The following is a 19,783-nucleotide window of genomic DNA, read 5'->3' as shown; positions in this document are numbered from 1 at the left end:
CGTAACCTGGAGGAGGAGAACGACATGAGCGACGACGCCCCCGCCACCCCGCCCGGTCCGCGCGAACGCGCGGCCTACATCGAGACGTCCATCCAGCAGGCGATCCGACGGGGCGACTTCGACAACCTGCCCGGCGCCGGCAAGCCCATCGAGGGGCTGGGCGACGAGCACGATCCCGACTGGTGGATCCGGCGCAAGATCCGCACCGAACAGCTCACCGGCCTGGGACCGCCCGCGCTCATGCTGCGTACCGAGCACGCCGAGTTCGCCGAGCGCGCCGACGCGTTCACGCGCGAGGAGGACGTCCGCGAGTACGTCTCGGACTTCAACCGTCGCGTGATCGAGGCGCGGCGTCAGCTCCTCGGCGGGCCTCCGGTCGTCACCCCGACGCGCGACGTCGAGGCCGAGATCGCTGCGTGGCGGGCGAGACGAGCGGATGCCGCCGCGGCCGCGGCATCCGACTCCCGCGCCGACCCGCCCCGCCGCCGTCGCCTCTTCCGACGCGGCTGAGCGGGCGAGGGCGCGACCGACGGAGCGGGTCGCGTCAGCGCAGCGCCTGCTCGACGTCGGCGAGCAGGTCGTCGACGTCCTCGATGCCCACCGACAGCCGCACGACCTCGACGGGCACCGCGGCCTCGGTGCCGCGGACCGACGCGTGCGTCATGGCGTCGGGATAGTTCACGAGCGACTCGACGCCGCCCAGCGACTCGGCGAGCTGGAACAGGTGGGTCGACTCGGCGAAGCGGCGGGCCGCCTCACCCGACTCCAGCGCGAGCGAGAGCATGCCGCCGAAGCGCGTCATCTGCCGCGCGGCGAGCTCGTGCCCCGGGTGCGCGGCCAGACCCGGGTAGTACACCCGGGCAACGCGGTCGTGCCCCTCGAGGAACGCCGCGATGGCCCCGGCGTTCTCGCTGTGGCGCTGCATCCGCACGTCGAGCGTCTTGATGCCGCGCGTCGTGAGCCACGCGTCCATGGGACCCGAGACCGCGCCGGCGGCGTACTGCAGGAACCCGATCTGCTCGGCCAGCGCGTCGTCGTCGAGGATGAGCGCGCCGCCGACGACGTCGGAGTGCCCGCCGAGATACTTCGTCGTCGAGTGCACGACGACGTCGGCGCCGAGGGCGAGCGGTCGCTGCAGGGCGGGCGTGGCGAAGGTGTTGTCGACCACGACGAGCGACCCCGCCTCGTGACCGATCGCGGCGAGGCCCGCGATGTCGGTGATGCGCAGCAGGGGGTTCGACGGGGTCTCGACCCACAGCACCTTGGGCGCGCGCTCGTTCACGGCTGCCCGCACGGCGTCGAGGTCGCTCATGTCGACGACGCGGAGCCCGATGCCCCACGGGGCGAGCACGCGGGCGATCAGCCGGTGCGTGCCGCCGTAGACGTCGTTGCCGAGCAGCACCTCGTCGCCCGGCTGCAGCGCTACGCGCAGCAGCACGTCCTCGGCGGCGAGCCCGGACGCGAACGAGAAGCCGTGGGCCCCACCCTCGAGCGCCGCGAGCTGCTGCTGCAGGGCCGTGCGCGTCGGGTTGCCCGACCGGCCGTACTCGTAGCCGCCGCGCAGACCGCCGATGCCGTCCTGTGCGAACGTGGTCGAGAAGTGGACGGGCGGGATGACGGCGCCGGTCGTGGGGTCGAACTGCTGGCCGGCGTGGACCGCGAGGCTCGCGAGTCCGTGGGCGGCATCGTGGGTGCTCATGCGTCGTTCCTCGGGTCGGTGACGGGCAGGTCGGTGGCGGACGGATCGGTCAGGAGGTCGGCGAAGCCGCGGGCGCGCATCCAGTCGTCGTCGAAGATCTTCGACAGGTAACCGCGGCCGTGATCGGGCAGCAGCACCACCACGACGTCGTCGGGGCCGAGCCCGCGAGCCGTGCGCAGCGCCGCGACGACGGCCATGCCCGACGATCCGCCGACGAACAGCCCCTCCTCGCGAGCGAGTCGGCGCGCCATCGCGAAGGACTCGCGGTCGCCGACGCGCTCGTAGCGGTCGACGACCGCGGGGTCGAAGGTCCCGGGCCAGAAGTCCTCGCCGACGCCCTCGACGAGGTAGGGGCCGACGTCGCCGCTGTAGATCGACCCCTCCGGGTCGGCGCCGACGATCGTCACCGCTCCGCCCGAAGCCTCGCGCAGGTACCGGCCGGTGCCGGTGATGGTGCCGCCGGTGCCGACGCCCGCGACGAAGTGGGTGACCCGCCCGTCGGTGTCGCGCCAGATCTCAGGGCCCGTCGTCTCGTAGTGCGCGCGCGGACCGTTCGCGTTGTCGAACTGGTTCGGCTTGAAGGCGCCCGGGATCTCGCGCGCCAGGCGATCCGAGACGCTGTAGTACGAGTCCGGGTGCTCCGGGGGCACGCTAGTCGGCGTCATGACGATCTCGGCGCCGTATGCCTTGAGCACCGCGACCTTCTCGCCGGCGAACTTGTCGGGCACGACGAACACCATGCGGTAGCCGCGCTGCTGCGCGACGAGGGCGAGCCCGACACCGGTGTTGCCGCTCGTCGGCTCGACGATCGTGCCGCCGGCGCGCAGCAGGCCGTCGCGTTCGGCGGCGTCGATGATGCGCGACGCGATCCGATCCTTCGAGGAGCTGCCGGGATTGAAGTATTCGATCTTCGCCAGCACGGTCGCGGCGATGTCGCCGGTCACGCGGTTCAGGCGGACGAGCGGAGTGTTGCCGACGAGTTCGGCGATGTTGTCTGCGTAACGCACGAGGGTGTCCTCAGGATGTCCGCGCGCTCAGAGGCGCGGTGCTGTCGGGGTCGTCGGAGGGGTGCCCGGGACGGGCACTCAGCGGCAACAGCGACAGGTTCGCACGCGACCACCCTAAGCGACGCGGCGGCGGGTGTCGAGCACGGCGTTTGTCGTCGTGTGACGCCCCGATCGGATGCCACCCCCGCAGCGCCCTAGCCTGAGGGAGTGACCCCGCCGCTCGACGATCCGACGCACGAGATCCTGCCGCCGCGCTACGACTGGCAGGGGTTCGGATTCGACACGCGCCAGGTCCACGCGGGCGAGATCGACGAGCCGGGCCACGGGGCCCGGATCACGCCGGTGTACCTCACCGCGGCCTACCGCTTCGATTCGTTCGCGCAGGCCGAGGCGCGCTTCACCGGAGCCGACGACGGACAGCTGTACTCGCGCAACCTCAACCCGACCCACCAGGTCGCCGAGCGGAGGATCGCCTCGCTCGAGGGCGGCGCCGGCGCCATCGTCGTCGGCTCGGGGCAGGCCGCCATCACCGCGGTGCTCCTCGGCCTCGCCGGGGCCGGCGAGCGCATCGTCTCGACCGCGAGCATCTACAGCGGCACGCGCATCCTCTTCGACCGGACCTTCGCGCGCCTGGGGGTCTCGAGCGACTACGTGCGCGATGCCCGCGACGAGGCCGAGTGGGACGCGGCGATCGGTCCCGACACGAAGGCCATCTTCATCGAGACGATCCCGAACCCGAAGAACGACCTCGTCGACGTCGTCGCCGTCGGACGGATCGCGCGACGCCACGGCATCCCGTTGATCGTCGACAACACCGTCGCGACCCCGTACCTCATCCGTCCGCTCGAGCTCGGCGCCGACGTCGTCATCCACTCGTCGACGAAGTTCCTCTCCGGTCACGGCGCCGCACTGTCGGGCGCGATCGTCGACGGCGGCCGCTTCGACTGGGCGGGCTCGTCGCGCGCGTTCCCGGGGCTCACCGACCCGGGGGCGGGCGGCAAGCCGTCGTACGTCGAGGCGTACGGCGAGCGCGCGCTCGAGGCGTACCTGCGGTTCGGGATCGTCAACGACCTCGGCGCCGCACTGTCTCCGATGAACTCGTTCCTGCTGCAGCAGGGCATCGAGACGCTGTCGCTGCGCATGGAGCGCCACCTCGCCAACGCGGCGGCGGTGGCGGAGTGGCTGGACGCGCACCCGGCGGTCGAGAGCGTCGACTTCGCCGGCTTGCCGGACAACCCGTTCCACGACATCGCGCGGGCACGCTTCGGCGGCCACGCCGGCTCGGTCTTCGCCTTCACCGTGCGGGGCGGCCGCGACGCCGCCGAGGCGTTCGTCGACGCCCTGCAGGTCTTCAGCCGCATGACCAACATCGGCGACGTCCGCTCGATGGCGCTGCATCCCGCGACCACGACGCACGTGTCGTTCCCCGCCGAAGAACGCGAGCGCCTCGGCATCGGCGACGGCCTCATCCGCCTGTCGATCGGCATCGAGACGGTCGCCGACCTCATCGCCGATCTGTCGCAGGGCCTGGATGCCGCGACGCGCCGCGTCGGCGGTTGAGACCTCGCGCTCGAGGCGGCCGTCACATGCCGTCATCGGCCGTCTCGAGCGGTCACGGAACATGTCGCGGCCCTCGCGGGTTACTAACGTCGTGATCATGTCGCAGCCGAACCTCGACCCCTCCGCAGAGCACCCCTCTCGTCACCTGGGCGCCTCGCTGTCCGCCGACGAGTTCAAGACCCTGTTCCGCGGACACCCCGGCGGGGTGGCCGTCATCACGGCGGATGCCGGCGACGGTCCCGTCGCCCTCACGGCGACGTCGGTGTCGTCGGTGAGCGCCGACCCGCCCCTGCTCGTGTTCTCGGTGTCGGCGCAGTCGTCGGCCTCGGCCGTGCTGTCGAACGCCGAGACGGTCGTCGTCCACCTCCTCGATGCCGAAGACCTGCCGCTCGCCAAGCTCGGGGCTACGAGCGGCGTCGACCGCTTCGCCGACACGACGGCCTGGTCGCGGCTGACCACCGGCGAGCCCGTCTACCGGGGCGTGCGGGCATGGGTGCGCTGCGCCGTCGTCTCCCGCATGGACGCGGGCGGCTCGATCGTGATCGCCGGCCACGCGCTGCAGTCCCACGTCGAGCGCGACGTCGAGCCGGGCGGCCACGGCGACGCCCTCGTCTACCACAACCGCACCTGGCACCGCCTCAGCGAGCGGTCCGCCATCGAGGCCTGAGCGACCGCTCAGACCACCCCGATCGCCGCCGCCGGGGCGGGTCCCGTCGCGACGGGGCGGCCCCGGTCCCGCGACCACTGGCTCCACGATCCGGCGAACACCCGCACCCGGGGATAGTCCGCGACGGCGAATGCCAGCGCGGTGTGTGCCGAGGCAATGCCCGAGCTGCACGTCACGACGACCTCGGTGTCGCGCCCGATGCCCACCGTCGCGAGAGCGGCGCGGATCTCCTCCGCGCCGCGGAGCAGCCCGTTCGGGCCGATGTGCGTGACGGTCGGCAGGTTGATCGCGCCGGGGATGTGGCCCGCCACGGGGTCGAGCCCGGCCACCTGACCGCGGTAGTGCTGCGGCGCACGGACGTCGAGCAGCACTCCGCGACGCGGAGCCACTGCGGCCTCGTCGATGTCGGCCCAGCCGCCGCGCGCCTCGCCGAGCCGGATGAGCCCGCTCGTCGCGGCTCGGTCGCTGCGCTCGAGACGCCGTCCCGAGGCGATCCACGCACGGAAACCGCCGTCGAGCACGCGGACATCGAGGCCGTGCCGCCGCAGCAGCCACCAGGCCCGCGCGGCGGCGACGCCGTCGTTGTCGTCGTACGCGACGAGCCGGTCGCCCGGCTGCACACCCCAGCGACGGACCGCGGCTTCGAGGTCGGCGCGCACGGGCAGCGGATGCCGGCCCTGTTCCGGTCGGCCCGGGCGGGCGAGCTCGCGCTCGAGGTCGACGTAGACCGCGCCCGGCAGGTGACCCGAGAGGTAATCGGGCCGCCCCTCGGTGCGGTCGAGCCGCCAACGCACGTCGAGCAGACGCACCGGCAGCCCGGCCGCCAGCTCGGCGGCGAGGTCGTCGACGCTCACCAGGGGGGACATGCTCCCATGGTCATCAGCGCCCGCGCAGGCGTCCTCCCCCGGCGAAACACGCGGAAACGCGAGCACACATCACGACACACGACGACACACGGATGCCGCGGGGCCCCGGCCCGCGTGACCCTCCGTGACGACGACGCCCCGTGTCGCGCGGCTTGAGCCGTACAGTTTCGGCCATGTCCGCACCCGAGACCCCCGACGCGCCCCTCGCCTTCGCGACGCGTCAGCTGCACGCCGGCGCCCGCGGCTTCGACGCGCACGGCGCCCGCGCGACGCCCATCTACCTGACCGCGGGCTTCGAGTTCGACGACCTCGGCGACGGCGAGGCGCGCTTCGCCGACCCCGAGACCGGCTACAGCTACACCCGCGTCGGCAACCCGACCGCCGCCGCGGCGGAGCGCCGCATCGCCGACCTCGAGGGCGGCGTCGGCGCGCTGCTGGTGGGCAGCGGCCAGGCCGCGACCACGACGGCGCTGCTGACGATCCTCGAGGCGGGCGACCACGTCGTCGCGGCGTCGGGCATCTACGAGGGCACGCGCGAGCTCCTGCGCTCCGACCTCGGCCGTCTCGGCATCACGACGGACTTCGTGGCCGACCCGCGCGATCCCGACGCCTGGGAAGCGGCGATCGGACCGCGCACCCGGGCCCTCGTCGCGGAGTCCATCGCGAATCCGCGGGGCGGCGTGCTCGATGTGCCCGCCGTCGCGGCGATCGCCCACCGCCACGGCATCCCCCTCATCGTCGACTCGACGCTCGCGACGCCGTACCTGCTGCGACCGCTCGAGCTGGGGGCCGACATCGTCGTGCACTCGGCGTCGAAGTTCCTCGCTGGGCACGGCACGGCCCTCGGCGGTGTCGTCGTCGACGGCGGGCGCTTCCCCTGGGATGCGGTGCCCGGACGGTTCCGCCAGATCGCCGGCGAGCGCGGCGCCGACGGGCGCACCTTCGTCGAGCGCTCCGGTGAGCGGGCTTTCCTCAGCGCCGCCCGTCGCGTCGCGATGCGCTTCGGTCCCGCGCCGTCGCCCCTCAACGCCTTCCTGCTGCTGCAGGGCATCGAGACGCTGTCGCTGCGCGTCGAGCGCCAGTCGGCGACGGCGGCGCAGCTGGCTGCGTGGCTCGAGGGCCGCCCCCAAGTCGTCGGCGTGGATTACAGCGGTCTGCCCTCGCACCCCGATCACGACGTCGCCGTCCGCTTGCTGCCCCGCGGTCAGGGTGCGCTGTTCTCGTTCACCCTGGCCGGCGGGCGCGCCGCCGCCGCGGCCTTCACCGACGCCGTGCGCCTGTTCACCCCCATGACGCACCTCGGGGACGTGCGCTCGCTCGTGCTGCATCCGGCGTCCACGACCCACGCCCAGCGCGCCGACGACGAGCTGGAGCGCATCGGTATCGGCCCGGGGCTCCTGCGGCTGTCGGTCGGACTGGAGGACGCCGCGGACCTCATCGCGGACCTGCAGCGCGGCCTCGCCGCCGCCGCAACGGCCGCGCCGGCCGCACCGGCCGCGCCGACTCGCCAGCTCGAGGCGGTGCCGGCATGACGCGGGCGCAGCACTTCGGATGGTTCCTTTCGCGCGGGTTCGGCCCGCACGGCTGGGCGCGCCCCTACCAGCGGTGGGACTGGGCGTGGCAGCGGCCCGACCTGTACCAGCAGTCGGCCCGCGAGCTCGAGCGCGCGGGGTTCGACTTCGTGCTGATCGAGGACGCCCTCTCGATCGGCATCACGCCCGAGACGCTGAACCTGCGCGTGCGCAAGGCGTACGGCGGTCCCAAGCACGACCCGTGGACGCTCGCCCCGTATCTGTTCGCGGCGACGCAGCACCTCGGCGTCATCCCCACGGTGAATCCGGCCGCCTGGCCGCCGTACCTCGCCGCGCGCCAGTTCGCGTCGCTGCAGCACCTCAGCGGCAGCCGGCTCGGGTTGAACGTCGTCACCGACGTCGGCTCGGCGCACCACTTCGGCACCGAGCGCCTCGGTCACGACGCCGCCTACGACCGCGCGCAGGAATGGCTCAACGCGCTGCGACTGCTCTGGCACAGCTGGGACGAGGGCGCCCTCATCGCCGACCGTGAGACGGAGATCTACGCGGACGGCTCCAAGATCCGCGCCGTGCAGCATCGCGGCGAGTACTTCTCGTTCGATGGGCCGCTCAACGCCGAGCCGCTGCCAGCCGGCGACCCCGTCGTCGCCTCACCGGGAGGCTCGCCCCGTGGCATCGGGTTCGCCGGCGCGAACTCCGAGATCCAGCTCGCCCTGTCGAACCTCGACCCCGCGAGCATCCGCGCCTACCGCGCCCGCGTGCGCGAGGCGGCGCTGGCGGCGGGACGCGACGCCGACGCGATCAAGACCTTCTTCGTCTTCAAGCCGATCGTCGCGAGCTCGACGGACGAGGCCGATCGCCTCGTCGCGGCCTCGCGTCATCCCGACGAGGCCACGCTGCGCGAGGTCGCCGAGGCGTGGTCGAGCGACCTCGAGACCGATCTGACGTCGCTCCACCTCGACCGTCCGCTCGATCCGGCGATCTTCGGCGATCACGTCTCGAAGGGCACCATCCGGGGGCTGCTCGGTCGCTTCTCTGACTTCTCGGAGGCACCGCTGCGCGACATCCTCGCCGGCAAGGCGCGGCTGGGCCGCGTGACGGACGGCGCCGGCGGAACGGTCGGCACAGCCGAGGAGATCGCCGACGTCATCCAGGCGCTCGGCGACGACGCCGACAACGACGGATTGATCTTCTCGGGCGACCTGCACCCCGTGACCCTGCACCGCGCGCTCGACGAGCTCGTCCCGGTGCTGCGCCGGCGCGGCATCCTGCGGTCGGAGTACACCGGCCGGGGCCTGCGCGCCGACCTCGACGCGTTCTGACCGGCCCCGGCCGCCGCACTCAGACGTGCGGGTGAGTGCGCTCGAGCTTGGCGCCCTCGACGTCGACATCCGGCAGGATGCGGTCGAGCCAGCGCGGCAGCCACCACGCACCGCGCCCGATCAGGTGCATGAGCGCCGGCATCAGCAGCATCCGCACGACGAGGGCGTCGACGAGGATGCCGAAGGCCAGGCCGAATCCCATCGAGCGGATGATCGTCGCCTCGGCGAAGATGAATCCGCCGAACACCGACACCATGATCAGCGCCGCCGCGATCACGACCGACCGGCCGGCGCGGAAGCCCTGCATCACCGCCAAGCGCGCATCCGACCCGTGGACGTACGCTTCGCGCATGCCCGATGCGAGGAACAGCTGGTAGTCCATCGCGAGCCCGAACAGGATGCCGACGAGGATCACCGGCAGGAAGTTCAGGATCGGCCCCGTCGTGTGCAGCCCGATCAGCTCGGCGCCCCAGCCCCACTGGAACACCGCGACGACGGCGCCGTAGGTGGCGAACAGCGACAGGATGAAGCCGCCGGTCGCGATCAGCGGCACGACGAGCGAGCGGAACACGACGATCATGATGACCAGCGACAGCCCGACCACGACGGCGAGGTAGATCGGCAGGATGCCGACAAGTCCCTCCGAGATGTCGATGTTGATGGCGGCCTGACCGGCCACCCCGAGGGCGTACTCGCCGTCGACCGGGGGCAGCGAGCGCAGGTCGCGCACGAGATCCTCGGTGGCGACGCTGCTCGGCCCCTCGGTCGGGATGACCTGGAAGGCGGCGATCGCGCCGCTGTCCGACACCGCGATCGGCGCGACGGCGCTGACGTGTTCGCGCTCGCTGATCGCCTCGGCCACCGCCACCTGCGCGCGCAGCTGCTCGGTCTCGTCGAGGCCGTCCGGCAGGCTCGCCGTCACCAGCAGCGGTGAGTTCGCCCCGGCGCCGAAGGCGTCCTTGGTGAGCTCGAACGCGCGCTGGCCGTAGGATCCTTCGGGCTCGGAGGCACCGTCGGGCAGCCCCACCCGCATCGACAGGGCGGGGACCGCGAGGACCAGGAGCAGCCCGACCGACACGACTGCCGTCGTGACGGCTCGCCACGTCGGCATCGCGCGCGTCGGCGTCGCGACGGCGTCGGGCTGTCCGATGCGGGCGCGAGCGCGGCGGCCCAGCACCCGCGTGCCGAGCAGGCCGAGGAGCGCCGGCAGCAGCGTGATGGCGATGAGCACCGCGATCGCGACGCACACCGCGCCGGCGGTTCCCATGAGACCGAGGAACGGGATGCCGGTGATGTTGAGCGCGAGGAGCGCCACGACGACCGTCGAGCCGGCGAAGACGACGGCGTTGCCCGCCGTGCCGCCGGCCAGGCCGATCGATTCGTGCAGCTCGATGCCGCGCAGCAGCTGCTTGCGGTGCCGGTTCAGCACGAACAGCGCGTAGTCGATGCCGACCGCGAGTCCGAGCATGACGCCGAGGACGGGCGTCACCGAGGCCATCTGCACGACGCCCGAGAGCGACAGCACACCGAGCACGCCGACGCCGACGCCGACCAGCGCCGTCACGAGCGGCAGCGCCGCCGCGATGAGGCTGCCGAGCATCACGAGCAGGACGATGGCGGCGACGCCCACACCGACGGCCTCGCCGACGCCGAGGATCTTCGGCACGCCCTGCGAGATCTCCGTCGAGAAGCCGACCTCGACGCCCTCGATCGGCTCGGCGGTGAAGTGCTCGACGACCGCCTGCTTCGACGCCTCGGCCAGTTCGAGGCGGGGCTCCGTGAAGGCGATGTTGACGGTCGCGGTCGCTCCGTCCGCCGACACCAGCGCGATACCGTCGGCGAGTTCCAGCAGGCGCGCGCCGAGCTGGGCGGTCTCGGCCTGCGCCTCGAGCTCGACCCGACCGGCATCCAGCTGCTCCTGCTGCGACTCGAGCTCGGCACGCCCGGCATCGAGCTGCGCCTGCTGCGCGTCGAGCTGGGCCTGCACGGCGGGCGGAGCGCCTGCGGCCTGGGCGCGCGCGGCGTCGAGCTGGGCCTGGCCGGCATCGAGCTGCGCCCGGCCCTCGTCGAGCTGCGCCTGACCGGCGTCGAGCTGCCCGCGCGCGGCGTCGATCTGCGCGCGACCGTCCGCGACCTGCTGCGCCTGGCCCTGCCGCTGCTGCTCGGAGACGAACGGGTCGTTGACCGTGGCGACATCCGGGAGGTCGGTGGCTGAAGCCACGAGGTCGGAGATCGCCCGGCGCTGGGCGTCGGTGAGCGCACCGTCCTCGGCGTGGAAGACGACGGTGCCCGAGGCGCCGGCGAAGTCGGGCAGTTCGTCGGCGAGCTCGTCGGTGACCTTCGACGAGGCCGTTCCCGGGATGTCGAAGCTCGACGACAACCCGCCGAAGCCGAGGGCGAAGGCTGCGCCGGCCACCCCGAGCACGGCGATCCACGCGACGATGACGAGCCACGCGCGTCGCGCCGCTCCCTTGCTCAGGCGGTACAGCAGCTCGGCCATCGGAGTTCTCCTTCGGGGGCGGTGCGCCTTGACGAGACGCTGCGTCTCGTCAACTCTAGCCCGGGACGAGGGTGCCGACGAGCGCCCGGATGCCCTCCGGGGTCGACGCGGTGCCGGTCAATGCGCGCAGCACGAGCCAGCCCGCGATCGCGTCGCCGATCTCGTCGGCGGGCAGCCGCGGGTCGCCATGGGCCACGACCCGCGCGCGGACGCCGCCGTCGGCGCTGAGCTGCTGGTGCATCAGCTCCCCCACCGCGGCGTCCTCCGTCGCCGCGGCGAGCAGCGAGCGGAACAGCACCCGCCCGTCGGGCGCGCCGAGGACCTCGGCGACGCGCGTCATCCACTCGGCGAGGTCGTGTCGCAGATCGCCGGTGTCGCGCACGGCCAGCTCGTGGCGGAAGATCAGCCCCTCGAGCAGCGCCTCCGCGAGGATCCCGGCCCGCGACGACCACCAGCGGTAGATCGTCTGCTTGCCGACCCCGGCGCGGCGCGCGATCGCCTCGATCGTCAGATGCTCGTAGCCCCGTTCGGCGAGAAGCTCCGCGGCCGCGGAGAGCACGGCGAGGCGCGCGTGCTCGCTGCGTCGCGGTCCGGCCCGGTGCTCGTCCATCCCTCCACCGTATCCAGCGCCCGTAGCATCGCGCCCCGTCGCGGGCAATACCGGTGGCGTGGCCGCTGAGCCGCGCTTAGGGTCGCCGCTCAGGAGGACGAATGACCGACATCGACGACCTGGCCCAACGGGCCCAGGCCACGAACACCGTGGTGGCTGTGGCCGAATCACTCACCTCGGGCAATCTGTCCGCGAGGATCGGAGCCGCCGAAGGCGCCAGCGACTGGTTCGCCGGCGGAGTCGTGGCGTATCGCGTTCCCACGAAGCAGCGCGTGCTCGGCCTGCGTGAGGGGGTCGACCCGTGCTCGGCGGAATGCGCGGAGCAGATGGCGTCGGCCACGCGCGAGCTGATCGGCGCCGACATCGCCGTCTCGGTCACGGGCGTCGGCGGCCCCGACGCTCAGGACGGTCACGCCCCTGGCACCGTCTACCTCGGCTGGAGCGACGAGCGCGGCACGGGCCACGTGCTGCTGCAGTACGACGGCCATCCCGAAGAGGTCATCGACGCGAGCGCCACGGCGGCGGTCGACCTGCTCCTGAGCCGGATGCCGCGCGGCTGATCCGTCGCGTCTGCCCGGGTCAGGCGGTCGACAGCGGCGGACGGTGCGCGATCGGAACCGGCTTGGTCGACATGGGCGACCCCTCGCGACGCGACGCGGCGTAACGCTCCGCGACCGCCCGCCGCGCATCGCCGATGGACACGAAGATCTGGGTGCCGGCGGTGCCGCACAGCCACACGACCTCGATCGTGCCGTCCGCGCCCCGCTCGACGTACGCGATGACCGCCTCGGCGTCGGACGCCGAGCGGGCGGGGTCGCAGACCCGCCACGCATCCTCGGCGATCTCGTCCCAGCGCAGCCCTGCGTGTTGCATGCTCCGAGCTTGCGGCGGCGTACGCGGGAACCCCAGGGCCTTGACAGGCCGACGCCGAAGTGCCTGCGCCGCCTCGCCGCGGTGCGGGCTTCAGGGGGCGACCGACGCCGCGCGGACGCGCTCGATCGTGCGCAGCGTCGCCGCCGTCCGCTCCTGGTCGGCATCGGGTGATTCCCCGCCCGCGACGAGCTCGACGAACCGAGCGACTTCGCCGTCGAGGACGTCGACGGGGCCGTCGATCACGTGCTCGGTCACCTCGCCGCCGTTGTCGATGCGGGTCAGGTGACGCGGGCTCGCGAGGTGGTCGATGACGAGCGTCGCCTTCTCACCCTGGATCTCGCTCGGGCGCGTGGACGTCGTGATCTTCGAGTACGCGACGTCGACCACGAGCCCGGAGTAGTCCAGCAGAGCGATGCCGGCACCCTCGACGCCGGTGCGGATCGGCGAGGCCGCGGCGGCGACCCGCGTCGGCTCGCCGAAGAGCAGGATGGCGGCGTGGAGGCCGTAGACGCCGAGGTCGGCGAGAGCACCGCCGCCCATGGCGGGGTCGAAGATGTTCGGGACCTCGCCGGCGAGCACAGCGTCGTAGCGCGACGAGCGCTTGGAGTAGTGGAACGACGCGCGACGCAGGGTGCCGAGGGAGGGGACGAGCTCTCGCACGGCGGTGAGTCCCGGATCGTAGGCGGTGCGCATCGCCTCGATCAGCACGACGCCGACAGCGCGGGCGCGCGCGACGAGGTCGTCCCATTCCGCAGCGGACGCGACGGCGGGCTTCTCGACGAGCACGTGCTTGCCCGCGTCGATCGCGGCGGCGACCTGGTCGCGGTGGACCGAGTTCGGCGAGCCGACGTAGACGGCGTCGACCGCGGGGTCGGCGAGCATCGATGCGAGGTCCCCGAAGGCGCCCGCTACTCCCATCCGGTCGGCGTACGCCCGCGCCCGGTCGATGTCGCGTGACGTGACGGCCGCCACCTCGATGCCCGGCGTGCGGCTGACCGCCCCGATGAATGATTCGGTGATGACGCTGGTGCCGACGGTCGCGATGCGGATCATGGTCTCCAGCCTACGGAGACAGCGGCCGGCGTGCGGAGCGCGGCTGCCGCGACGTCAGTGCCGGCGCGTCGAGCGCAGCGTCTGGATCGCCTCATCGAACCGCAGCGTCTGGCGCAGTTCGACGGCGGCGGAATACCACGGGCCACCCAGAGCGACGAAGACGGCACCGACGACGTCGACGTACCCGAGGACGACCTCGCCCTCGCGCACCTCGTAGCGGTCCACGTCCACGAGCTCCCACCGGACGTCGCCCTCCACGCGGGCCGGCTCGGGTCGGCGCGGGGGCAGCTGACGCAGGGCGTCGGACGTGGCCAGGCGGACCGCACTCGGCTTCCGCGCGATCGGCGACATGTCCAGAACCATGGCGTCTCCCCTCGTAGACATCCGAGTGTGCTGCAGCCCCCCTCGCCGGCATACCTCCTTGACACGGGCGCCGCACCCCTCTACGCGACCGGCCGCCGCTAACTAGTTCGTCTAACTAACCGGAATTAATGAGCCTCGACCCCCCGCGTACCCTCGCGTCCGTGGGTTTACTCGTTTACGGAAGCCAGGGGCGGACGTTCGACATCGAAGACCGCTTGCTGGCTCATCTGCGCGTGGTGTTCATGAACAAACTGCGCCGAAACGAGCCGTTCATGTTCCACCGCTCGTCCGATAGTGGGATGTTCTCGGTGTGGGTTCACCCGGCTGTGCCGATGATGTTCCAGTTCAGCGGCAGCCGCCCCCCGACGATCAACCGCAACTGGGTCGAGACGCTGATGATCGAGGCCGGCGGCGCGAACGGTCTGCGCGTCGTGCCCGAGCCCGCCGGGGCACCCGAGGCCTGAGCCTCAGCGGCACTCCGCGTCGACTGCTTCGGTGATCGCGTCGAGCAGCGCCGACACCGTCGCCGCCGTCTCGGCGTCGAGACCGCGAGTGAGGGTGCGCACGCGTTCGGCGAGCGGGTCGACCCCCTCGGCATCCGCGGTCCGGTCGGTCGGGACGACGTACTTGCTGCGGCCGTCGTCCGGGTTCCGCTCGAACGATACGAGCCCGCCGTCGTGCAGACGCTTGAGGATGGTCGTGGCCGTCGGCGTCGAGATGCCGAGCGACGCCGCGATGTCGGTCGGGGTGACGCGCCTGCCGGCGTCCGCACTGTCGTAGACCAGCCGCATCGCCGCGCGAGCGGTCTCGCTCGGACCGCAATCGGTCTGCCGGCGCCGCGACAGGCTGGCCTCGGCGAGGCGCAGCCGCTCGACGGCGCGCGCGACGGACTCGGAGTGGGACGGATCGGACACGCTGAGACCTCCCGCGAGCAGCGACGACCCGTCCACTGTAGAAGGCGTCGCGACCCTCCCCCGCCAGCTTGACGGAGGCCGCCGAGTCCCGCTAAACCCGCGCTGAGAGGTCCGGCCGCTCGCGGACGCCGAACTCGTGGCGCAGGGCACTCAGCGCCGCCCACCAGCCGCCGAGTCCGTGCACGCCCGGCCCGGGGCTCGTCGACGACGAGCACAGGTATACGCCGTCCATGGGCGTGCGCCACGGGTCGCGGGCGAGCAGCGGCCGTGCGATGAGCTGATCGAGCGAAGGCACCCCGGCAGAGATGTCGCCCTCCGGGTAGTTGAGGTTGCGGGCAGCGACCTGCTGCGCGGTCTCGGACCGGGTGGCCAGGATCGTGTCGCGGAAGCCCGGGGCGAATCGCTCGATCTGCCGGACGATCGTCTCGGTGCGATCGACGTCGCTTCCCGCGGGCACGTGGGTGTACGCCCAGAGCGTGTGATGGTCGCCCGGCGCCCGGCTGCCGTCGAACAGCGACGGCTGCGCGACCAGCACGTAGGGCGCGTCCGGCAGCTGTCCGGCCCGGACGGCGTTCTCGGATGCCGCGATCTCGGCACGGGTGCCGCCGACGTGCACGGTGCCGCTGCGGGCGATCTCCGCGTCGCGCCACGGCACGGGGGCCGACAGCGCGAAGTCGACCTTGGCGACGGCGTCGCCGTAGCGGAAGCGCTCGAGACGGCGGCGGTAGCGCTGCGGCATCCGTTCTCCGGACATCTCGATGAGGGCGCGCGGCGTCACGTCGAGCAGGACGGCGCGCGCGGCGGGGAGTTCGTCGAGCGAGCGGATGCGGCGGCCCGCGAACAGTTCACCGCCGTGGGCGCGGATGTCGTCGACGAGAGCCGAGACGATGGCACCGCTGCCCCCGACGGGGATCGGCCAGCCCTGCGCGTGGCCGTACGTGGCGAGGGTGAGGCCGCCGCCGGCGGCGGCGAGGCTCGGCAGACCGAGGATCGTGTGCGCTGCGACGCCCGTCACGAGCGCCGGCGCGGCCTGCTCCCGGAAACGCATCCGCCAGGCGGGCGTCCCCTGCTCCAGGGTGCGGAGCCCGAACCAAGCCGTCGCGACCGGGTCGCCGGGTACGCGCAGGAGCGATCCGCCCGTGAAGTCGGCGATGCCGCGGACGCGGTCGACCAGCGGCGCCATGAGCCGGGCGTAGGCGCGCCCGTCGACGCCGAGACCCTCGGCGGTGCGATCGAGGTCGCGGTGGGCCAGCACCGCCCGATCGTCGAGCGGATGCGCGTACGACACCTCGGGCACGACGAACTCGACCCGCCGGCGCAGACCGAACTCACGGAAGAAGGCCGACTCGAACGCGAGCGGGTGCACCGCCGAGCACAGATCGTGGAGGTAGCCCGGCAGCGTGATCTCGCCCGTCGCCGCCCCGCCGCCGAAGTGGTCCTCGGCCTCGAACACCGCGACCGACAGCCCCGATCGGGCGAGCGTGACAGCCGCCGCCAGCCCGTTCGGTCCGGAGCCGACGATGACGGCGTCGTACTCGGTCCTCACCGTCCCGCGCCGCCCTCCGCCAGGTGCGCGAGCCGGCGCAGCGTCTCGGCGTTGCGCACCATGAGCGCTGGATCGAGCAGCGGTTGCGGGATGAAGGACCCCGGTCCTTCGGCTGCGAACTCCTGCAGACGCACGACGCAGCCGTCGCCGCGGGGTTTCACGTCGAGTGTGACGCGCGCTTCGCCGATCGGCCAGCCGCGGGCCTGGAGCACCATGCGCCGCGGCGGGTCGAACTCGAGCACCGACGTGGTGTCGTCGATGAGGAACGGCCAGACCCCGAAGGAGTGGTGCAGCCGAGAGCCCTTCCGCGGCCAGGTGTCGGCGACGTCGCGCATGCGCGAAGCGCCGACGACCCAGGCGGGAAAGAGCCATCCGTCGTTCAGCACCGCGAAAACATCTTCGGGCGCGCAATTCATGACACGGACGCTACGCGCCATGGCGGCCTCCTCGCTCGGCGATCGTCACGGCTGCAGCACGACCTTGATGCATCCGTCCTGCTTCTTCTGGAACGTCTCGTACAGTCCCGGCGCGTCCGACAGTGGAGCGCGGTGCGTCGTCAGGTCCATCACGCCGAGCGGGTCGGCGGGGTCCTCGACGAGCGGCAGCAGATCGTCGATCCAGCGCTTGACGTTGCACTGCCCCATCCGCATGCTCAGCTGCTTGTCGAACATCGTCTTCATCGGCATCACGTCGGCTTCGCCGGCGTAGACGCCGCTGAGCGAGACGGTGCCACCGCGCCGCACGACGTCGATCGAGGCGTGGAGCGCCGCGAGCCGGTCGAGCCCGCCCGTCTCCATTACCTTCTGCGCCAGCGCGTCGGGCAGCAGCCCCACGGCCTTGTGCACCGCCGAGACACCGGGATTGCCGTGCGCCTCCATTCCGACGGCATCCACGACGGCATCGGCGCCGCGGCCCTCGGTCAGATCGCGCAGCTCGTCGACCACGGAATCGGTGAGGTCGAAGACGTCGACGCCGTGCCGCTCGGCCATCGCGCGCCGCTCCGGCACCGGGTCGACCGCGAGTACGCGGTAGCCGCGGTGGACGCCGACGCGGGCGACGAACTGGCCCACCGGGCCCAGACCCATCACCGCGAGCGTGCCCCCTTCGGGCACGTCGGCGTACTCGACGCCTTGCCAGGCGGTGGGGAGGATGTCGCTGAGGAAGAGGTACCGGTCATCGGGCAGATCGGAGCCGACGCGGATGTGGTTGTAATCGGCGAGGGGCACCCGCAGGTACTCCGCCTGTCCGCCGGGGACCTGACCGTAGAGCTTCGTGTAGCCGAACAGCGAGGCGCCGCTGCCGTACTCGGTGACCTGCGTCGTCTCGCACTGCGACTGCAGGCCGCGCCGGCACATGAAGCAGTGCCCGCACGAGATGTTGAACGGCACGACGATGCGATCGCCGACGGCGAGGTTCGTCACCGCCGAGCCCACCTCGACGACGACTCCCATCGGCTCGTGACCGAGCACGTCGCCGCTGTCGATGAACGGGCCGAAGATCTCGTAGAGATGCAGGTCGGAGCCGCAGATCGCCGTCGACGTGATCTTCACGATGGCGTCGGTCGGCTCGAGGATCTCGGGGTCGGGCACCGTCTCGACCGAGACGTTGCGACGCCCCTGCCAGGTCAGCGCCTTCATCGCCCGTCCTCCGTCTCGATCCCGTCGGCTTCGGGCGTGCCCGGACCGGGACCGGGGCGCACCGCCGCCGTGTCGGCGATGTCGATGCGCGTGACGCCGTCGTGCTCGCTCGTCTCAATGCGCGGCGCCGCGTCGGCCTCGGTCGAGCCGCCCGCGCGCAGCAGTTCCTCGCGTCGCTTGCCTTCGTCGGTCGAAAGATCAGATGAGTCGGACATGGCCCGACCGTAAGCACGCCGGGTGACCCGCGGCCAGGGGATGGCGGGGCTCGCACAAGCGTGATAGCCAGGCATGACGAGCTCATCGCGAAAGGAGACCGTCGATGTCACGAGACGATGCGAAGCCCAGCCAGGCAGAGGGCGCCGATCCCGAACACCCCGACACGGGCGAAGCCCCCGAAGAGATGCCGGGCCACCCGTCGCAGGCCGAGGGCGAAGACAGCTGACGGCGAGAACGGGGCCGGCTCCCACCCGAGGGTGTGGAGCCGGCCCCGTTTCATGCGTACGGGCCACGTGGCCCGCGGTCAGCCTGCGCGTGCCGCGACGTCGTCGAGAGCGGCGGCGATGAGGTCGATCACGTCAGCTGCGATGGCCGCCCGCTCCTCGTCCAGTTGATCGATGACGGTGACGATGGCGCGGTGATGGGCGGCGAAGGCCTCGTCGACGCGGGCGACGGCGGCCTCGGTCGGCACGAGGTAGTGCGCGCGACGGTCGGTGGGATGCTGCACCCGCGCGACGTATCCCTTCGACGCGAGGCGTTCGACGACGTTGGTGACCGTCGCGCTCGAGGTCGCGAGCATGACGATGAGGTCCTTCGGGCCGAGATCGCGGCCGTCGCGGTGACCCTGCACGAGATATCGCAGCGCCGTCAGGTCGATCGCCGAGAGCTCGGAGGCGCGCACGGCGAGCCCCGCCTGCACCTGCTCGGCTCGGCGCAGACGCAGGACGGCGTCACTGAGCTTGCGACCGACTTCTTCTCGCGGCTGGTCCGCGTACAGATGAAGCCCTTCGTGACGAACGACGTTCTGAGGCATCGGCTTGCCACCTCCTTGCGAACGCCATCATAGCCATTAGTCATGCATGACAGATTCTTTCTTTCACAAGCGCTGAGATACATAGAACTACGAATTGACAGAAAGTGTCTTGTCTGGCTAGATACTTATCGAGGGACCAAACACGTTCCCCACCCCCCGAACGACGATCTCAGGAGGACAGCATGGGACAGCTCCACTACGGAAACTCCGACACCCGCATCGAGATCCCGGACCGCCTGCTCGCTCACCTGAAGGTGGTCATCGCGACGAAGCTGCGACGCAACGAGAGCTTCATGATGTCCTGGACGAACGACGAGGGTCGCTCCTCCATCTGGCTGCAGCCGTCGATCCCGCTGCGTTTCGTGTTCGACACCGCCGACATGGAGGTGCTGAACCCGCAGGCGGTCCGCGACATGGCGAACGCCGCGACGTCGTCGGCCGGCCTCATCGTCGCCCTGGACGAGGATATCCCCGAGGCGCCGCAGCGCGAGCTGCGCCCGGTCACCGGCGGCGTTCCCCGTTTGAAGGTGCCCGCGTAACCCGCATCCTCTTCACGCCGCCGTCGTGACGTTCCTATAATCGGAACGTCCGGCGGCGGCGTTGC

General features: G+C 71.9%; 23 protein-coding genes. 9 read left to right on the top strand and 14 right to left on the bottom strand.

All coding sequences use genetic code 11. From position 1 onward, the window contains the following. The first annotated feature begins 24 nt into the window (after positions 1–24). On the top strand, positions 25–510 hold the full coding sequence (locus tag JOF37_RS12365; RefSeq protein WP_210007091.1) for a DnaJ family domain-containing protein: 486 nt from the start codon (positions 25–27) through the stop codon (positions 508–510). A gap of 34 nt (positions 511–544) precedes the next feature. Here the strand turns inward: JOF37_RS12365 and JOF37_RS12360 are convergent, their stop codons facing one another. Both JOF37_RS12360 and JOF37_RS12355 read right to left on the bottom strand, forming a co-directional pair. Further along, positions 545–1,699 carry a cystathionine gamma-synthase gene (locus JOF37_RS12360; protein WP_210007090.1) on the bottom strand — a complete coding sequence of 385 codons (1,155 nt, stop codon included), beginning with the start codon at positions 1,697–1,699 and terminating at the stop codon, positions 545–547. After that, the gene (locus JOF37_RS12355; protein ID WP_210007089.1) at positions 1,696–2,706 is read right to left on the bottom strand and encodes a pyridoxal-phosphate dependent enzyme; all 1,011 of its coding nucleotides are present in this window, start codon (positions 2,704–2,706) and stop codon (positions 1,696–1,698) included. The genes JOF37_RS12360 and JOF37_RS12355 overlap by 4 nt, the downstream gene beginning before the upstream one ends. Positions 2,707–2,946: 240 nt before the next feature. Here JOF37_RS12355 and JOF37_RS12350 point away from each other — a divergent pair, with 240 nt between their 5' ends. Both JOF37_RS12350 and JOF37_RS12345 read left to right on the top strand, forming a co-directional pair. Beyond that, positions 2,947–4,266 carry an O-acetylhomoserine aminocarboxypropyltransferase/cysteine synthase family protein gene (locus JOF37_RS12350; protein WP_210007801.1) on the top strand — a complete coding sequence of 440 codons (1,320 nt, stop codon included), beginning with the start codon at positions 2,947–2,949 and terminating at the stop codon, positions 4,264–4,266. Between the two features lie 97 nt (positions 4,267–4,363). Continuing rightward, positions 4,364–4,933: a flavin reductase family protein gene (locus JOF37_RS12345; RefSeq protein WP_210007088.1), complete on the top strand. Its 570-nt coding sequence runs from the start codon at positions 4,364–4,366 to the stop codon at positions 4,931–4,933. A gap of 8 nt (positions 4,934–4,941) precedes the next feature. Here JOF37_RS12345 and JOF37_RS12340 read toward each other — a convergent pair whose 3' ends face one another. Continuing rightward, positions 4,942–5,799, bottom strand: coding sequence for a sulfurtransferase (locus JOF37_RS12340; protein ID WP_210007087.1), 858 nt, complete (start codon positions 5,797–5,799; stop codon positions 4,942–4,944). 173 nt (positions 5,800–5,972) lie between these two features. Here JOF37_RS12340 and JOF37_RS12335 point away from each other — a divergent pair, with 173 nt between their 5' ends. Both JOF37_RS12335 and JOF37_RS12330 read left to right on the top strand, forming a co-directional pair. Further along, positions 5,973–7,331 carry an O-acetylhomoserine aminocarboxypropyltransferase/cysteine synthase family protein gene (locus JOF37_RS12335; protein ID WP_210007086.1) on the top strand — a complete coding sequence of 453 codons (1,359 nt, stop codon included), beginning with the start codon at positions 5,973–5,975 and terminating at the stop codon, positions 7,329–7,331. Next, positions 7,328–8,653, top strand: coding sequence for an NtaA/DmoA family FMN-dependent monooxygenase (locus JOF37_RS12330; protein ID WP_210007085.1), 1,326 nt, complete (start codon positions 7,328–7,330; stop codon positions 8,651–8,653). Before JOF37_RS12335 ends, JOF37_RS12330 begins: the two co-directional genes overlap by 4 nt. A 19-nt stretch (positions 8,654–8,672) precedes the next feature. Here the strand turns inward: JOF37_RS12330 and JOF37_RS12325 are convergent, their stop codons facing one another. Then, positions 8,673–11,153 (bottom strand): MMPL family transporter, encoded by a 2,481-nt coding sequence (locus JOF37_RS12325; protein WP_210007084.1) that lies wholly within the window; start codon positions 11,151–11,153, stop codon positions 8,673–8,675. 55 nt (positions 11,154–11,208) lie between these two features. Continuing rightward, entirely contained in the window at positions 11,209–11,763 is a 555-nt protein-coding gene (locus tag JOF37_RS12320; RefSeq protein ID WP_210007083.1) for a TetR/AcrR family transcriptional regulator, read from the bottom strand. 101 nt (positions 11,764–11,864) lie between these two features. On the opposite strand from JOF37_RS12320, the gene JOF37_RS12315 reads away from it, so the two are divergent. After that, positions 11,865–12,323 carry a CinA family protein gene (locus tag JOF37_RS12315; RefSeq protein WP_210007082.1) on the top strand — a complete coding sequence of 153 codons (459 nt, stop codon included), beginning with the start codon at positions 11,865–11,867 and terminating at the stop codon, positions 12,321–12,323. A gap of 19 nt (positions 12,324–12,342) precedes the next feature. Here JOF37_RS12315 and JOF37_RS12310 read toward each other — a convergent pair whose 3' ends face one another. From JOF37_RS12310 to JOF37_RS12300, 3 genes are all read right to left on the bottom strand, one after another. Next, positions 12,343–12,636, bottom strand: coding sequence for a hypothetical protein (locus tag JOF37_RS12310; RefSeq protein WP_210007081.1), 294 nt, complete (start codon positions 12,634–12,636; stop codon positions 12,343–12,345). 90 nt (positions 12,637–12,726) lie between these two features. Beyond that, the gene (locus JOF37_RS12305; RefSeq protein ID WP_210007080.1) at positions 12,727–13,689 is read right to left on the bottom strand and encodes a Gfo/Idh/MocA family protein; all 963 of its coding nucleotides are present in this window, start codon (positions 13,687–13,689) and stop codon (positions 12,727–12,729) included. A 54-nt stretch (positions 13,690–13,743) separates the two neighbouring features. Next, positions 13,744–14,052 carry a hypothetical protein gene (locus tag JOF37_RS12300; protein WP_210007079.1) on the bottom strand — a complete coding sequence of 103 codons (309 nt, stop codon included), beginning with the start codon at positions 14,050–14,052 and terminating at the stop codon, positions 13,744–13,746. A 161-nt stretch (positions 14,053–14,213) separates the two neighbouring features. Between JOF37_RS12300 and JOF37_RS12295 the strand changes: the two genes are divergently transcribed. Beyond that, a complete protein-coding gene (locus JOF37_RS12295; protein ID WP_210007078.1) occupies positions 14,214–14,516 on the top strand; it encodes a DUF7882 family protein in 303 nt (100 codons plus the stop codon). Positions 14,517–14,519: 3 nt separating this feature from the next. Here the strand turns inward: JOF37_RS12295 and JOF37_RS12290 are convergent, their stop codons facing one another. The 5 genes from JOF37_RS12290 to JOF37_RS12275 all read right to left on the bottom strand — a co-directional run bounded on the left by JOF37_RS12290 (position 14,520) and on the right by JOF37_RS12275 (position 18,364). Continuing rightward, positions 14,520–14,966 (bottom strand): MarR family winged helix-turn-helix transcriptional regulator, encoded by a 447-nt coding sequence (locus JOF37_RS12290; protein ID WP_210007077.1) that lies wholly within the window; start codon positions 14,964–14,966, stop codon positions 14,520–14,522. A gap of 91 nt (positions 14,967–15,057) precedes the next feature. Then, the gene (locus JOF37_RS12285) at positions 15,058–16,512 is read right to left on the bottom strand and encodes a phytoene desaturase family protein (protein ID WP_271175078.1); all 1,455 of its coding nucleotides are present in this window, start codon (positions 16,510–16,512) and stop codon (positions 15,058–15,060) included. After that, positions 16,509–16,949 (bottom strand): SRPBCC family protein, encoded by a 441-nt coding sequence (locus JOF37_RS15585; protein ID WP_245338159.1) that lies wholly within the window; start codon positions 16,947–16,949, stop codon positions 16,509–16,511. The genes JOF37_RS12285 and JOF37_RS15585 overlap by 4 nt, the downstream gene beginning before the upstream one ends. A 24-nt stretch (positions 16,950–16,973) precedes the next feature. Next, positions 16,974–18,149, bottom strand: a complete 1,176-nt coding sequence (locus JOF37_RS12280; protein WP_210007075.1) for a zinc-dependent alcohol dehydrogenase — start codon at positions 18,147–18,149, stop codon at positions 16,974–16,976. Further along, a complete protein-coding gene (locus tag JOF37_RS12275; RefSeq protein WP_210007074.1) occupies positions 18,146–18,364 on the bottom strand; it encodes a multidrug transporter in 219 nt (72 codons plus the stop codon). Before JOF37_RS12275 ends, JOF37_RS12280 begins: the two co-directional genes overlap by 4 nt. A gap of 104 nt (positions 18,365–18,468) precedes the next feature. Here JOF37_RS12275 and JOF37_RS15705 point away from each other — a divergent pair, with 104 nt between their 5' ends. Continuing rightward, positions 18,469–18,591: a hypothetical protein gene (locus JOF37_RS15705; RefSeq protein WP_271175077.1), complete on the top strand. Its 123-nt coding sequence runs from the start codon at positions 18,469–18,471 to the stop codon at positions 18,589–18,591. A gap of 78 nt (positions 18,592–18,669) precedes the next feature. On the opposite strand, the gene JOF37_RS12270 is transcribed toward JOF37_RS15705, so the two are convergent. After that, complete coding sequence (locus JOF37_RS12270) at positions 18,670–19,179, bottom strand: MarR family winged helix-turn-helix transcriptional regulator (protein ID WP_210007073.1); 510 nt, start codon at positions 19,177–19,179, stop codon at positions 18,670–18,672. A gap of 182 nt (positions 19,180–19,361) precedes the next feature. Between JOF37_RS12270 and JOF37_RS12265 the strand changes: the two genes are divergently transcribed. Beyond that, complete coding sequence (locus JOF37_RS12265; RefSeq protein ID WP_210007072.1) at positions 19,362–19,718, top strand: DUF7882 family protein; 357 nt, start codon at positions 19,362–19,364, stop codon at positions 19,716–19,718. Positions 19,719–19,783: the final 65 nt, after the last annotated feature.

Origin of the sequence: Microbacterium imperiale, assembly GCF_017876655.1 — a bacterium.
Classification (GTDB): domain Bacteria; phylum Actinomycetota; class Actinomycetes; order Actinomycetales; family Microbacteriaceae; genus Microbacterium; species Microbacterium imperiale.
Note: the sequence above shows the minus strand (reverse complement) of the source record. Positions and strands in the feature narration are given on the sequence as shown.